The organism is Acidithiobacillus sp. TH-A67, assembly GCF_057473545.1.
Genome location: NZ_JBYCKU010000009.1, coordinates 1 through 14,660 on the forward strand (window position 1 = coordinate 1; position 14,660 = coordinate 14,660).

Below are 14,660 nucleotides of genomic sequence, written 5' to 3' on the forward strand. Positions count from 1 at the left end.
GTTGCGCCCTTCTACCGTCAATTTACGCACATCTATCCGTTCCATGACCCTGAGTATACCATAATGATATCGTATATTTAAGGGCCTGGTTAATAATTGGGCCGGCAATGGGCCATTGACCTTGAGTGGCTCGCCCGCCACCGTCAGTGTGATGTTTGCCCGGGAGTTTAGTTACGCCCCTCGGTTTAGGTCGACATTCACCACGGGCAACCGCTACACCGATGCCCATACCAATGGCTTCTATACCGTCGGCCTGCGCTACCAAACGCCTTTCCTAGGCAATCATATCGCCGTCCAGCTATGGGACTATAATTTCTACGGCTTTGCCAACATGTTTTACGGACAGGCGAATTTTTCCGCTCCCATTGAGCAAAATCTGGCACTTCTGGCCGGTTTTCAGATGATATCCGAGGGCAATTCTGGCGCCGGTACCAATTTTCTCCATGCTCTCAATGCCAATTCCGTCGACGCGCACATCTATGGCGGCCGACTCGGCGTGGAATTTGGTACTGAACATGACACGGTAGCGCTGGTGGGCAATTACAGTCCCATCAATTACAACTCCTTCCGCCATGGCGGCCTGATCCATCCCTACAATGACCTGAGCGGGACGGAATACACCACTACCATGCAGACCGGCATCTCCGATTTTGGCCCCGGATATGCCTATGGCATTGCCAGCAATTTTGGCTTTTTGCAGCACAAGCTGCTGGTCAACGCCAGCTTCATCCGCTACGTGGCGCGCTATGGCTACGGCGGCAGCGCCTATTCTTACAACGGCGCGTATGGCTTCCCCACTGGCGAGGCGGTTCCCAACCAGAAGCTCTGGTCCATGGACGTGGGCTTCTCTTACAACTTGTCGAGTTTGCTGCAGGGCCTGACGGTGGCCGATTATACCGACATCTCTGTCGCCCAGAACCAGGCCAACTATCCGCAGTATCACAATCCCTATTTCAGTAACCGTTTTTATCTGAAATATCACTTCTAAGACGAACAGAGGAGAACACGATCATGAAACAACCTGCAAAACGGGCTCTTGCCCTCGCCATTCTGGGCTTTGCCGCGCTGGCTGCCGAACCCGCCCTGGCCGACCAGACTTCCCTGAGCGTCATCAACTGGTGGACTGCCGGCTCGGAAGCCAAGGCAATGAATGTGCTGGTGCAGATGATGAAGGCCCAGGGGGTGAACATCAAAAACGATGCAATCGCCGGTGGTGGTGGCGCGCAGGCGCGTACCATCCTGAAAACCCGTCTGATGGAAGGCGAGACGCCCGGGGCGGCGCAAATCAAGGGGGTAGAGATCCAGCAGTGGGGGCATACGGGGCTGCTGGCCAATGTCGATGCCGCCGCCAAGGCGGGCGATTGGGATAAGAATATTCCGACAGAAATCGACAATTACATGAAATACAAGGGGAATTATGTCGCGGCGCCAATGGATCTGCATCGTCTGAACTGGCTCTGGTACAACCGCGCGGTGCTTGCCAAGGCCGGCATCAAGACGCCACCCAAGGACTGGGATGAGCTGATTGCCGACCTCGCCAAGGTACAGGCCAAGGGGATGATACCAATGGCCGGCGGGGGCAATGGCTGGATGATTGCCACGGAATTTGATCCTATTGCTCTGGAAACCGGGGGACCGGAGTGGTATCGCGACGTCTTCGTCAAGCTCGATGCCAAGGCCATCAACAGCCCGACCATGGTCAAGGCCCTGGAGCGTCTGCGCCAGATCGAGAAATACACTCCGAAGTCGCTGGCGGGACGCACCTGGAACTACGATACCGGCCTGGTCGCCCATGGTCAGGCGGCGTTCCAGATCATGGGCGATTGGGCCAATGGTCAGTTCGAATTTCTGGGGGTGACTCCGGGTGGCCCCAAGGTTGGCTGTGTCGCCTTCCCCGGTACTGCTAATGATTTCATCTACAATGTCGATAGCTTTATCTTTTTCCGCCAGCATAGTGCCGCTGGACGCGAGGCGACGATCAAACTGGCGGAGACCATGACCAGCCCCAAGTTCCAGCTGCTCTTCAACAAATACAAGGGCTCGATCCCCGATTTGATGAATGTGTCGCTGACGGGCTATAACCCCTGCCAGTTGAAGTCGCGCGCGCAGTTTCTCACCGCCAGCAAGGAGCATAATCTGGTGCCAAGCTTCTCGCAGAACATGTCGACCTATGGTCCGCCAACTGGCGCCTTCATCGACTCTCTCGATCAGTTCTATACTTCCAACGAGAGCCCCCAGGCGGCCGCCGCGGCAATGACAAAGCGCGTAGAGGTAGCCAAGAGCCAGGACTAGGAAATGCAGTAGAGCGCAGGCATCCCGCCCAGCCGCGGCGGGATGCCGTTCCATCACAAAAAGGGGAGGTTCATGGCGCATTCATTGATGCAGCGTGTCGGTGGCAAGGACCAAGTCATAGCGGGTCTGATGCTGTCGCCTACCGTACTGGCAGCCATTTTTTTCATCTACGCCTTCATTCTCTGGACCGTGTGGCTATCTTTGACGCGATCCACGATTCTACCCAGCAACCACTTCATTGGTCTTGCCAATTATCACGACCTCTTCGGCAGCAGCCGCTGGTGGCGTTCCCTGAGCAACCTGGGAATCTTCGGCGGGCTGTATGTGGCCATATCCATGGCTATCGGTCTCCTGCTCGCCATTCTTCTCGACCAGCGGATCCGTGGGGAGCGCCTATTTCAGGTGGTCTTTCTCTACCCCATGGCCATCTCCGCCGTGGTGACCGGGGTCGCCTGGCGCTGGCTGCTCGACCCCAATTTTGGCGTCCAGGCGATCGTTCGCTCCCTGGGCTTCACCCATTTCCAGTTCGCCTGGATCGATGATCCAAACTTCGCCATCTACACCGTGGTCATCGCCGCCGTCTGGCAGACTTCCGGCTTCATGATGGCGATCTTTTTGGCCGGCCTGCGCGGCATCAGTCCCGATATCGTCAAGGCGGCACGCATCGACGGTGCTGGGACTCTGCGCATTTATCGACGAGTGATTCTCCCCAATCTGGCGCCGACATTTTTTGTGGCGTTTATCCTCAGCGCGGGACTGGCCATCAAGGCCTTCGGTCTGATCATTGCGCTCACCGGCGGCGGCCCTGGCTACAGCACCAACGTTCCGACGATCTTCATGTATGTTTTTTCCTTTGAGCGCGGCGAGATGGGGGTGGGGGCAGCCAGCGCCTTGATCATGCTGGCCATCATGATGGTGGTGGTGGTTCCCTTTGTGATCCTCGATGCACGGAGGAAAGTCTGATGCGCCGTTTGCCGATCTATTTGCTTCTGACGCTTGCCGCGTTGTTTTTTCTATTACCGCTCTACATCATGCTGGTGACGTCCTTCAAAACCATGCCGGAAATCTACAATCAGGGCATCCTAGCTCTGCCCCGGCAGTTTGACCTCTACGCCTGGCGACATGCCTGGAGTGGGGCCACCATCGGCGCCAGCAATCAGGGCATTCATCCGTTCTTTATCAACTCGTTTGAGCTGGTAATTCCGGCGGTCATCATCTCTACCGCGATTGGCGCCATCAACGGGTACATCCTGACCCACTGGCGTTTTCGTGGCGCCAATATCATTTTCTATCTACTATTGCTCGGCACCGTATTTCCATTTCAGATCATCTTGTTGCCGATGGCCTGGGTACAGGGAAAATTGCATATTGCCGGTACCCTGATCCCCGGTTTGGTCATGGTCCATATCATCTATGGTTTGGCTTTTACCACCCTCTTTTTCCGCAATTATTATGTCGGCATTCCGCACGATCTGGTGCGTGCCGCGCGGGTCGATGGAGCTGGCTTTTTCCGTATCTTCTGGCGCGTCATGTTGCCACTGAGCACGCCCATCATCATGGTGACGGCAATCTGGCAGTTCACCATGATCTGGAACAACTTCCTCTTTGGTGTCGTCTTTACCAACAGCGATCAACAGCCGGTTACGGTTGCCATCAACGACCTCGTCGATACCGTCACCAGCGTGCATATGTGGAATGTCGATATGGCCGCAGCGCTGATTGCTGCCATACCCACTCTGGTGGTCTATTTATTGGCCGGAAAATATTTCGTGCGCGGCCTGACCGGCGGCGCGGTAAAAGGATAATCTATGGGTAAGCTCATTTTGCAGGACATTCACAAAAGTTATGGCAAGGATGAAGTCCTGCATGGCATCAATATCGAGACCGGAGAAAATCAGTTTCTGGTGCTGATTGGTCCTTCCGGCTGCGGCAAGACGACCTTGCTCAACATCATCGCCGGTCTGGAACAGGAAAGTGGGGGAGACATCCTGCTCAACGATCGCCGACTGAACGGACTCAGTCCCAAGGATCGGGACATTGCCATGGTCTTTCAGTCTTACGCCCTCTATCCGTCGATGACTGTGCGCAACAACATCCTTTTCGCCCTCGAAAATCGCAAGGTACCCAAGGCAGAGCGGGAGCAGATCCTCATGGATGTCGCGCGCATGCTGCAAATCGAACATCTGCTTGACCGCCGACCCCGCCAGCTTTCCGGGGGTCAGCAGCAGCGGGTCGCCATCGGCCGCGCCATCGCCCGCCGACCCACCCTCTTTCTCTTCGACGAACCTCTGTCCAATCTCGATGCCAAATTGCGGGTGGAAATGCGCAGCGAGATCAAGCGCCTGCACCAGCAGCTGCAAACCAGCATGGTCTACGTCACCCATGACCAGATCGAGGCGATGACCATGGGCGATCTCATCGCCGTGATGAATGAAGGCATCATCCAACAACTGGGCAGTCCCGAGAGTATCTACAACGATCCGGCCAACCGCTTTGTGGCGGGTTTCATGGGCTCCCCTTCCATGAACTTTCTGCCTGTGGTTCCGCGCGAGGAGACATCAGGGTTGTGCCTGCGAGTGGCTGGTGCCGAGGGCGACGGAAACCTTCTTCCCATACCGCCAAAAATGCAGGGGGCCCTACGCAGTCAGTTGGGACGCCACATTACGCTGGGAATCCGTCCCGAGCAGATCACCGATCCCGGCAGTGCGCGCGAGGGCGAAGCCTTACACAGTATCGAGCTCGACGTGGAGCTGCTTGAGCCCACCGGCCCCGATACCCTGGTATTTACCCGCCTGGATGGCCACAGCTTGGTGGCACGAGTACATCCGAGTACCTACTTACAGATCGGATCCCGCTGTACCCTGAGTTTTCATATGGAGCGAGCGGTCTTTTTCGATCCCGAAAATGGCTCCCGACTAGCGTAACCATCCTCGTAATGGGGCATTGCCATGCAACGAGGCAGCACTTCTTTTACCCTGATTGCCGGAATTGCTGGGCTTGGTGGCCTGCTTTTTGGCTATGGCACGGCCATCGTTGCCGGTGCCTTGCTCTTTCTGCGCCATGTCTTTTCCCTGGATGCCAGCAGTGCCGGCCTGTTTGTCGCCATCGCCCTGGCCGCCGCAGCCCTTGGCGCCGCCCTGGCTGGAGTCCTGGCCGATCGCTTTGGGCGACGACGGGTCATCGCCCTCGCGGCCCTGCTCTTTGCCGTGGGGTCTCTGCTGGCGGCCCTCGCCAACAGCATCCCGCTGCTCTTCCTGGGGCGCGCCTGTCTGGGCCTGGGGATCGGACTCAGCTCAACGGTCACACCCCTCTATCTCGCGGAAATCACCCCCGCCAGACAGCGTGGCGCCATCGTCACCATCAACCAGCTGCTCATTACGGTGGGAATCCTCATCGCCTATCTGATCAGTCTGGCTTTTGCCGACAGTAGCGCCGGGTGGCGCTGGATGTTCGCCCTGGGAGCGCTACCAGCGATCGTTTTGCTGCTCGGCGTTCTGTTGTTGCCGGAAAGTCCGCGCTGGCTGCTGCAAATGGGTCGATCCGAGGCGGCGAGACAGGCCCTGCAAGGCCTACGCCTCGATCCTGCCGCAGCGCAATGGCAGAAACTGGCCGCCAATAACCCAGGGCAGCGCAGTCTGCCGTGGCGGGCACTCCTGGCACAACGACGATCCTTGCAGATCGCCTTGGTGCTGGCCATCTTTCAGCAGATCACCGGCATCAATGTGGTGCTCTACTTCGCACCCATCATCTTTCATGCCGCTGGCTTTACCTCGACCGACGGGGAGATCATTGCCACGGTGGGGATCGGCACCATCAACTTCTTCGCGACCCTGCTGGCTCTGCGCTGGTTGGACCGAGTTGGACGACGACCGCTACTGTTAACCAGCTTTCTTGGCATGTTTGCGAGTTTATTGACCCTTGCCACTTGCATGCTGGCACAGGCGCAGGGAGCCTTCCTGTATCTGCTGGCCTTCGCCGTAGCAGCTTATGTCGCCTTCTTTGCCATTGGCATCGGACCGGTGTTCTGGCTCCTGATCAGCGAGATCTTCCCGACTGGCCTGCGCGGGCGGGCCATGGGGCTCGCGACCATCGTCAACTGGCTCAGCAATATGCTGGTCACCGGGGTATTTCTCAGTTTGATGCACTGGTTGGGCGAGGGTCAGACCTTTTTTCTCTATGCCTTGGCCTCCCTCGTTGCCGCTTGGTACACCTGGCGCCGTGTACCGGAAACCCGAGGCCTGACCCTGGAAGAGATCAGCGCCTCGTTTGCGCGGGATTGATCCTCAGGCGTCGGCGCGCGCCAGTACATGGTCCAGCCAGTGGCTGGAAAGCCGTTCGAGCAGACGGTTCTGCCCCTGCCGGGCGGTGAGGTTGTCGAGATCGACCCAGGCCAGAGGTTGATCCTGACCGGCACAGGTGAACACCGCCTGGGTGCGTTTGCCGGTTTCCGGATCGACCTGCCATTGCAGGCACTGGGCGCAGACACCCTTGAGCATGCACTGCATGGGGCTGCCCACGGTGGCAACCGCTTCCAGATGGGCCGGAAACAACGACCCGAGATCGCCGCGCAGGGCGCTCTGGAAGCCCTTGAGCAGGCCGGTGGAGCCCATCACCATCAGACGATCCACCTGCTGCAGGGGGATCCCATTCCCAGCCTGCCCGGGCAATTGTCCGACGGCGTACTCGCGCAACAACTGCACCATGTCCGCCGCCTCGACACTGAGGTCTTGCGGTCGCCGCGCTGTAATCTTCGGACCCCGAGCCGTACACCAGAGAATCTGGTCGGCGGCGGCCTCCAGTTCGTCTTGGTGGTCGAGCTCACTAGCTTGCGCGAAGGCTGCCACATAAAGCACACGATTACCGGCGGCGCGCAGGGCGGGGCCAATATCGAGCATCACCGCTGCCCCCCAGCGCCCGGCGACCACGGCGATGGTCTTGCCTTGGGGAATGTCCGTGGGGGCTCCCGTCGGGCCCATGAGCAGGACGGGGTCGCCTTCCTGCAGGCGTCCGACAATGCGCGGCGCCGTACCCCATTGCAGCACCATCAGCCGGATCAAGTCGCCTTCCACTCCGGCGCCGCTGACCGTCAGTACTGGGATCTGCAGGCGGGTCTCTTCGACCACAGGGCTGCTGGTCTCGAAGCTCTGCAGCCGGAAGAACTGCCCCGGCTGAAAATTACTGGCCGCCGCCGGGGCCTCGACCCAAAGCTCGCAGACCGCCGGGTTGCTGCGGTCGATACGACGAATCCGGGCGCTGAGCCGAGAGTTCAGGCGCTCCTGGAACGCAGAGAGATCCTTCCGTGGCGCCGGGGAGAGGATTTCCATTGCCGCCAGCACATCGGGATAGCTCCGCTTGGCGGAGGCGATGGCCTTGACCACGCTGCCGTGATAGACCGGATGGGTATCGCCAATGAAGCTCACCCGATGACCTACGCCATCCTGGTAGGAAGTGAAGGGACCGGGCTCGGGCGATTTACAGTGCTCCGCTACCTGCACCTCCTGCACACTGCGATCCCGGTGCGCCAGATGCGGCTGGAAATGATCGCCATCGAGCTGCAGGGTACCCGGATATTCCCGCTCGTAGATGGTATTCGGCACGGTTCCGGCGGCCACGAAGACACTGCGGGCGGGCAGGCAGAGTTCCTCGCCCGTCGCGACCCAGCGGCCATCCTCTTCGCGCAGCTTGCGGAAAACCATGGCCTCGACATGCCCAAAGCCATCGAGATCGGCCCGTAGTGGATCTGCGCCTTCCTGGTAGAAAAGCCCCTCTTCCATGGCCTTGATCAGCTCTTCGTGGTTGCGGGTATAGGCAGGGGACTGGCGCATACCCTTGCGATAGGCCAGGGTGACGCCACCCCAGGCGTGCAGCAAGGGAATGAAATTGGGTTCCTCGCCACTCGCCGCCGCTCGCTCGCGTTCTGCGCGTACTGCCTGACCGTGGGCAAGAAATTCATCGAGGATGCCGGCGTCTTCTTCGGACAATCCTGCCCGCAGCTTTTCCTCGCCCATCTCGGGCAAAAGCGTCTCGTAGCGCGCCAGGATTTTTTCGACCTGGCGAATATAGTAGGCCTGCACCTCGGTGGCGGTATCCACCGCCGTCAGACCACCACCGATGACCACGGCGGGCAGCCGCACCTGCAGATTGGCCAGGCTGCTTTTCTTACCGGCACCGGTGAGCTGCAGGGCCATGAGGAAATCACTAGCCTGGCGCATGCCGCGCGCCAGACTACCGGGCAAGGATAGCACCCGCGGCAGGCCAGCGCCGGTGGCCAAACAGACATGATCAAAGCCCAGTTCCCAGGCATCTTCCAGGCGCAGGGTGCCGCCGAGGCGCACGCCGCCAAAGATCTGGAACCCCGGCCGCCGCAGCAGGCTGAGATAGATCAGCTTGAGAAAGTTCTTGTCCCAGCGCACGGTGATGCCGTATTCGGCAACGCCGCCAAAACCGAGCAGGATGCGCTCATCAAGGTCTTCCTGCAGGGCCGACCAATCGCGCACTGGCGCCGTTTGCAAAACATCGGGCAAGGGTTCGATCTTGAGCCCATCGACCCCGACCACGGTACAGCCCGCCTGCAGGAGGTGGTGGGCCATGGTGAAGCCAGCCGGCCCCATGCCGGCTACCAGGACCTTGCGGCCGTTATCCTTAGCTGCGACATATTGTTCCTGGCGCAGCGGATTCCAGCGCGTCAGCAGGTCATAGATCTCCACGCCCAAGGGCAGTTCCAGCACGTCGGTGAGGATGCGCGTTTCCACCTGGGGAATGTTGACCGGGTCTTGTTTCTGATAGACGCAGCCCTTCATACAATCATTGCAGATGCGGTGGCCCGTCGCCGGTACCATGGGGTTGTCGATCATGATCATCGCCAGGGCGGCAATGCTGAAGCCATCCCGCCGCAGGATCTGCATCTCGGAGATCTTCTCTTCCAGGGGGCAGCCAGTCAGGGTCACGCCGAGGGGATCGACCTTGAAGCCCAACTCGGGTACGCCCTTTTTCTCCGGGAAGCCGCGCGAGCAGAAATCGCCGTCGTGGTCGTGGCAATAGAGGCAGTAATGCACCTCGCTTTGCACACTGCGCAGATCCATGCGTTGGTCAGTGAGATGGAAGGCATCTCGGCGTCGCCAATTTTGCGGGTCAGCCGCCAGGGGATGATCGGCCCGCTCGGCATGTACCAGCGGCACCAAGTTCTCATGATCCATCCGTTCGGGCAGGCGAAAACTCGACCATCCTTGTACTGCAAGCTTAGCCGACGGATCGCTCAGGGCCAGGGCACACCACTGGGTAAGGCGCTGGATGGCCTCGGCGTGCGCGGCCTCATCGGCCAACCAGCCCATCCCTAGGCGAGCAATCGACCACTCGCGATCGTCGGCGGGCAGACCGCCGGCATGCATCTGCTGATCCAGCCAGCTTTGCAGGTCGCTGAAACTCTCAGTGAATTCGCCGCGAAAGCGTCGGCCGCGGCGCAGGACAAACTGCTTTTTGAAGTCCATGACCACTTCCTGATCACGGATCTTGGCTTGCAGGGCCTGGTTCGCATCGGCAATGGCAAAAAACTCGACGAGGAAATTCTCCAGGTGCGGTGCAAGCGCAAGCAACAACTCGCTGCGCTCCTGTCCCTCCTGCGCGGCGCGTCCGGCGCGATGATCGAGCAGGCGTTGGGCCAGATTCGCGTCCCGTTCCCGCAGTGCATCGAGAAAGGCGGCATCCAAGCGTTGGGTCGTTTCCGCCTGCAGATAGTTTGAAAATGCGAAATCATTCAGCTTCAAAAAAGGTACTCCCTGCTTTCCCCGCCGACCGAAGTCGGCCATTTTGCCCTTCCCTATACTTAGATGTCGAGTCGCGAGACGTAGCGGGCATTCTCTTCGATAAAGCGACGGCGTGGCTCCACGGCATCACCCATGAGCATGGAAAAGACCTCGTCGGCAGCGATGGCATCTTCCACATCCACACGCACCAGGCGCCGGTTTTCGGCATTCATCGTGGTTTCCCAGAGCTGTTCCGGGTTCATCTCACCCAAGCCTTTGTAGCGCTGGATTTCGACGCCACGCCGGGCATCCGCCAGCAACCATTGCATGGCCTCACGAAAGCGCCGCACGTCACTGCCTTTTTCCCCACGCTCGATACGCGCTCCCTGCCCCAGACCCGCTTCGACTTCGTTGGCATATTTGCGCAGTTGCCGAAAATCGTGGCTCGCAAAAAATTGCGAATCCAGATAGCGCTGTTCACGGCTACCATGCAGCTGGCGACTGACCAGCAAGCGCGGTTCCTCGGCGGTACCCAGCCATTCGATCTGCCAGTTTTCCCCCGCTAGCGCAGTTGTACCCATCTCCATTGCTAAGGCTTGAGTATAGGCCGCCCACTGCGCGTCGCTGGCGTCTTCCAGCGGTGCCGGCACGCTGGCCATCGCCCAGAGCAGCGCTTGCGGGTAGCGCCGCTCCAAGCGGGCCACCAGGGCGTCGATCGTCTGATACTGGCGCATCATGGCGGCGAGGGTCTCTTCCGTGACGCTACGTCCCGCCCCGGCATGGAAGGTCGCGCCCTGCATGGCTAGCTCGCGCAGATACGCCGCCAGTTCGTTGTCGTCCTTGATGTAGCGCTCGTCCCGCCCCTTCTTGACCTTGTACAGCGGCGGCTGGGCGATAAAGACATGCCCCCGTTCGACCAGCTCCGCCATTTGCCGGTAGAAGAAGGTAAGCAGCAGGGTGCGGATATGGCTGCCATCGACATCGGCATCGGTCATGATGATGACGCGGTGATAACGCAGTTTGGCCACGTCAAAGTCCTCCTTGCCGATCCCGGTGCCCAGGGCGGTGATCAGGGTGCCAATCTCGTCCGAGCCCAACATTCGATCGAAACGCGCGCGTTCGACATTAAGGATCTTGCCCTTGAGGGGGAGGATGGCCTGATGGCGACGATCGCGGCCTTGCTTGGCCGAGCCACCGGCGGAATCACCCTCGACCAGATAGATCTCACACTTGGCCGGGTCTTTTTCCTGGCAATCGGCCAGTTTCCCCGGCAGATTGGCGACATCCAGGGCGCCCTTGCGCCGCGTCAGTTCCCGCGCCTTGCGCGCCGCCTCGCGTGCCCGCGCCGCCTCGATGATCTTGCCAGCAATCGCCTGCGCTTCTTTGGGGTGTTCGTCGAGGAAAATGGTCAGGGCCTCGGTCATCGACGATTCAACAATCGGCTTGACCTCACTGGATACCAGTTTGTCTTTGGTCTGCGAGGAGAATTTAGGGTCTGGAACCTTGACCGAGAGCACCGCCGTCAGACCCTCGCGCGCATCGTCGCCACTGGCGGCAATCTTCGCCTTGGCCAGCAGTCCTTCGCGCTCCATGTACTGGTTCAGGGTGCGGGTGAGAGCTCCGCGCAGGCCCGCCAGATGGGTACCGCCATCGGCCTGCGGGATGTTGTTGGTAAAGCAGAGCACCGTCTCGCTGTAGCTGTCGCTCCATTGCAGCGCCGCTTCGACGGTGACTCCATCGCGCTCTCCGGTCAGGGTGATGATGGAGGGATGGATGGCGCTGCGGTTACGATTGAGATGTTCGACAAAGGCACGGATGCCACCTTCATAATGAAAATTTTCTTCGCGCCCTTCGCCGCGCTCGTCGACCAGACGGATGCGTACGCCAGAATTGAGAAAGGCGAGTTCGCGCAAGCGTTTGGCGAGGATTTCGAAATGAAAGCGGGTTTGCGCAAAAATTTCAGGAGAAGGCAGGAAGCGGATCTCGGTACCATGCTTGCGCGACGCCTCCCCCTGGGCCAGAGGTGCCAACGGCTCGCCATCGCGGTATTCCTGGGTCCAGACATGGCCATCGCGCTGAATGCGCAAGCGCAGCCAGCTGGATAGGGCATTGACCACGGAAACGCCAACGCCATGCAGACCACCGGAGACCTTGTAGGCGTTGTCGTCAAATTTACCGCCGGCATGGAGCACGGTCATGATCACTTCTGCGGCCGAGCGTCCTTCCTCGGCGTGGATATCTACCGGGATGCCGCGGCCATTATCGGTCACACTCAGCGACTCATCCTCATGGATGGTGACGACGATCTGGTCACAATAGCCCGCTAGGGATTCATCGATAGCATTGTCGACGACTTCAAACACCATGTGATGCAGGCCGCTGCCATCGTCGGTATCACCAATGTACATGCCCGGACGCTTGCGCACCGCTTCCAGCCCGCGCAAAACCTGAATGCTGGAAGAATCGTAGTTTTTCGTCATTGCATTTCCTCGATCAATTGACCTGCGTGCAGATAAAAAAGGGTATCGCCGGGCTCGGCGGGTGGCTCGGTGCCGGCGGCGAAAATCTGCGTCTGTAGTGCCTGGAGCTCCTGCATCCACCATCGACGCCCTCGCGAGTCGAGTTCAGCAGCAAAATCGTCGATGAGAATCACCGGCAAGGCTGCCCCGGCATCGCGTTGCACGGCAATCTGTGCCAGCCGGAAGGCAATCCCCAGCAGGCGCAACTGACCGCGCGACAACTGCTCTGCGGCCACCCGCCCCTGGACGCGAAACTGCAGGCGGGCGCGGTGCGCTCCACTATGGGTATAGGCGAACTGCTGATCGATACTGCGATCGCGTTCCAAGGCCTCTGCAAGATCGCCATTCCATCCAGGATGGAGAACAAAATCCACTTCCTGATCGGCCTGCGGGCTGGTGGACCAGATGCGCTGAAAATGGACCTGCAAGGCCTCGACGTGGGTGCTGCGCTGATCCTGAATGAGCCCGCCGAGGCGGATCACGGCGGCATTCCAGGCCTCCGGTGGAAGCCCTTGGCGCAAGGCTGCATTGCGCTGGCGTAAAGCCTGGCGATATTCGCGCAGGCTTATACCGTAACGGCGATCGGCATAGTACAGACCCCAGTCGAGGATGCGGCGACGCTCTTCGGCCGTACCGGAAACAAAGTGCGCATTGCCTTCGTGCCATGCTTGCAGCGGCAGGGTGTCGAGTAATTCCCAGGCACTGTGGATGCGTTCGCCGTCACGGGCGATTTCCCGTTCTTCTCCTTGCCGCCGCATCCCGACAAATTCTGCAATGCTGTCACTCAGGCGAGCACCCAGCCGATAATGCTCTGCTCCATCGCGAATCAACTGCCGTTGTCCGCGGCGCCAGCTTTGTCCTGTAGCCAGCAGGTGCAAGGCTTCCAATACCGTGCTTTTGCCTACGCCATTGGCGCCGACCAGCCAGTTCCAACCCGGTTGTGGCCGCAGCGTCAGCTGAGAGATGCTGCGCAAATTCTCGATCTGCAGCTCCACGATGGGCATTACAGACGAATGGGCATAACGATATACAGGGGATTATCGCTTTCTTGTGTGCGGATCAGTGCGCTGCTGGCACTGTCCCGAACCTGGATCAATAATTCGTCGCTGGCAAAGATGTTTTGTGCATCCAGCAAGTAGCGGGTATTGAAGGCAATTTCCGTGGCATCGCCATGCAGTGCTGCCGGTACACTGATTTCTCCCTCTTCCTGCTCTTCATTGCGGCTGCGTAGCACGAGGTTTTCCGGTTGGAAGTGCAGTGTGCAGACTGGGTTCTTGTCGCTGGCGATGACGTCGATCTGTTGCAGAGCGGTTTTCAGCGTTGGCCGGTCGATGATGCACTGAGTGAATTGGCCAACAGGGATGACCCGACGATAGTCCGGATAGTTGGCATCCACCAGTCGGCTGGCAAATTCTTGTGATCCCTGTTGCATGCGGCAACCTTGCTCATCAAAGCTCCAGGCGACATCGCCACTCCCCACGATGCGCAACAGTTCCAGAACCGTTTTGCGTGGCAGGATGCCGTGGTAGGGCTCGGCATTTGAGCTATGGGCGAAGGTAATTTCCACCCGCGCCAGGCGATGTCCGTCGGTGGCGACGAGGCGCATCTTCTGCTCGCCAATCTCGACAAAAACGCCGTTGAGGAAATAGCGGGTGTCGTTATGTGCCATGGCAGTGGAGGCCGCAGCTAGAGCTCGTTGAAAATCTTCGCCATTGCAGTTACCGGAGATACGCGCGGCGCGCTCTTCCATGATGGGGAAATCCTGCGCAGGCAGGGTCGGCAGCGTAAATCGGGCGGAGCCGGAACGTACGGTCAGACGTTCACCGTTTTTATGTAGGAGAATCTCGCTGCCATCCGCTAGGGTGCGACAGATATCGTAGAGCTTGCGCGCGGGAATGGCAGTTTGTCCGCCTTCTTCCACGCGGAGTTCCAGTTCTCCACGAAGCTGGATTTCCCCGTCGCTGGCAACGAGCTGCAGCCCTCTTTCGGTACTGCGCAGTAACAGATGTGACAGGATCGGTTGTACCGGCCGGCGATTGGCAATGTTGGCCATGGCCGCGAGGAGGGGCAGGATCTCGTCTTTCTGCACACGAAGCTTCATCGGGTT

General features: G+C 59.3%; 10 protein-coding genes. 6 read left to right on the plus strand and 4 right to left on the minus strand.

Features of this window, described 5'->3' with window-relative positions; genetic code table 11:
- The first annotated feature begins 121 nt into the window (after window positions 1-121).
- The 6 genes from AC2VNM_RS01210 to AC2VNM_RS01235 all read left to right on the plus strand — a co-directional run bounded on the left by AC2VNM_RS01210 (window position 122) and on the right by AC2VNM_RS01235 (window position 6,572).
- Entirely contained in the window at window positions 122-988 is an 867-nt protein-coding gene (locus tag AC2VNM_RS01210; RefSeq protein WP_486912731.1) for a hypothetical protein, read from the plus strand.
- A gap of 23 nt (window positions 989-1,011) precedes the next feature.
- Complete coding sequence (locus tag AC2VNM_RS01215; RefSeq protein ID WP_483189630.1) at window positions 1,012-2,292, plus strand: ABC transporter substrate-binding protein; 1,281 nt, start codon at window positions 1,012-1,014, stop codon at window positions 2,290-2,292.
- A gap of 72 nt (window positions 2,293-2,364) precedes the next feature.
- Window positions 2,365-3,255 carry a carbohydrate ABC transporter permease gene (locus AC2VNM_RS01220; protein WP_483189629.1) on the plus strand — a complete coding sequence of 297 codons (891 nt, stop codon included), beginning with the start codon at window positions 2,365-2,367 and terminating at the stop codon, window positions 3,253-3,255.
- Window positions 3,255-4,097 (plus strand): carbohydrate ABC transporter permease, encoded by an 843-nt coding sequence (locus AC2VNM_RS01225; protein WP_483189628.1) that lies wholly within the window; start codon window positions 3,255-3,257, stop codon window positions 4,095-4,097. Before AC2VNM_RS01220 ends, AC2VNM_RS01225 begins: the two co-directional genes overlap by 1 nt.
- A gap of 3 nt (window positions 4,098-4,100) precedes the next feature.
- Complete coding sequence (locus tag AC2VNM_RS01230; protein WP_486912732.1) at window positions 4,101-5,216, plus strand: ABC transporter ATP-binding protein; 1,116 nt, start codon at window positions 4,101-4,103, stop codon at window positions 5,214-5,216.
- A gap of 24 nt (window positions 5,217-5,240) precedes the next feature.
- The gene (locus AC2VNM_RS01235; protein ID WP_486912733.1) at window positions 5,241-6,572 is read left to right on the plus strand and encodes a sugar porter family MFS transporter; all 1,332 of its coding nucleotides are present in this window, start codon (window positions 5,241-5,243) and stop codon (window positions 6,570-6,572) included.
- Between the two features lie 3 nt (window positions 6,573-6,575).
- On the opposite strand, the gene AC2VNM_RS01240 is transcribed toward AC2VNM_RS01235, so the two are convergent.
- The 4 genes from AC2VNM_RS01240 to dnaN all read right to left on the minus strand — a co-directional run.
- Window positions 6,576-10,055, minus strand: a complete 3,480-nt coding sequence (locus AC2VNM_RS01240) for an FAD-dependent oxidoreductase (protein ID WP_486912734.1) — start codon at window positions 10,053-10,055, stop codon at window positions 6,576-6,578.
- 59 nt (window positions 10,056-10,114) lie between these two features.
- On the minus strand, window positions 10,115-12,514 hold the full coding sequence (gene gyrB, locus AC2VNM_RS01245) for a DNA topoisomerase (ATP-hydrolyzing) subunit B (RefSeq protein WP_483189624.1): 2,400 nt from the start codon (window positions 12,512-12,514) through the stop codon (window positions 10,115-10,117).
- Window positions 12,511-13,557, minus strand: coding sequence for a DNA replication/repair protein RecF (recF, locus tag AC2VNM_RS01250; protein WP_483166306.1), 1,047 nt, complete (start codon window positions 13,555-13,557; stop codon window positions 12,511-12,513). The genes gyrB and recF overlap by 4 nt, the downstream gene beginning before the upstream one ends.
- The coding region (gene dnaN, locus AC2VNM_RS01255) for a DNA polymerase III subunit beta (RefSeq protein WP_486912735.1) at window positions 13,557-14,660 on the minus strand (1,104 nt) is incomplete at its 5' end. The genes dnaN and recF, both read right to left, overlap by 1 nt.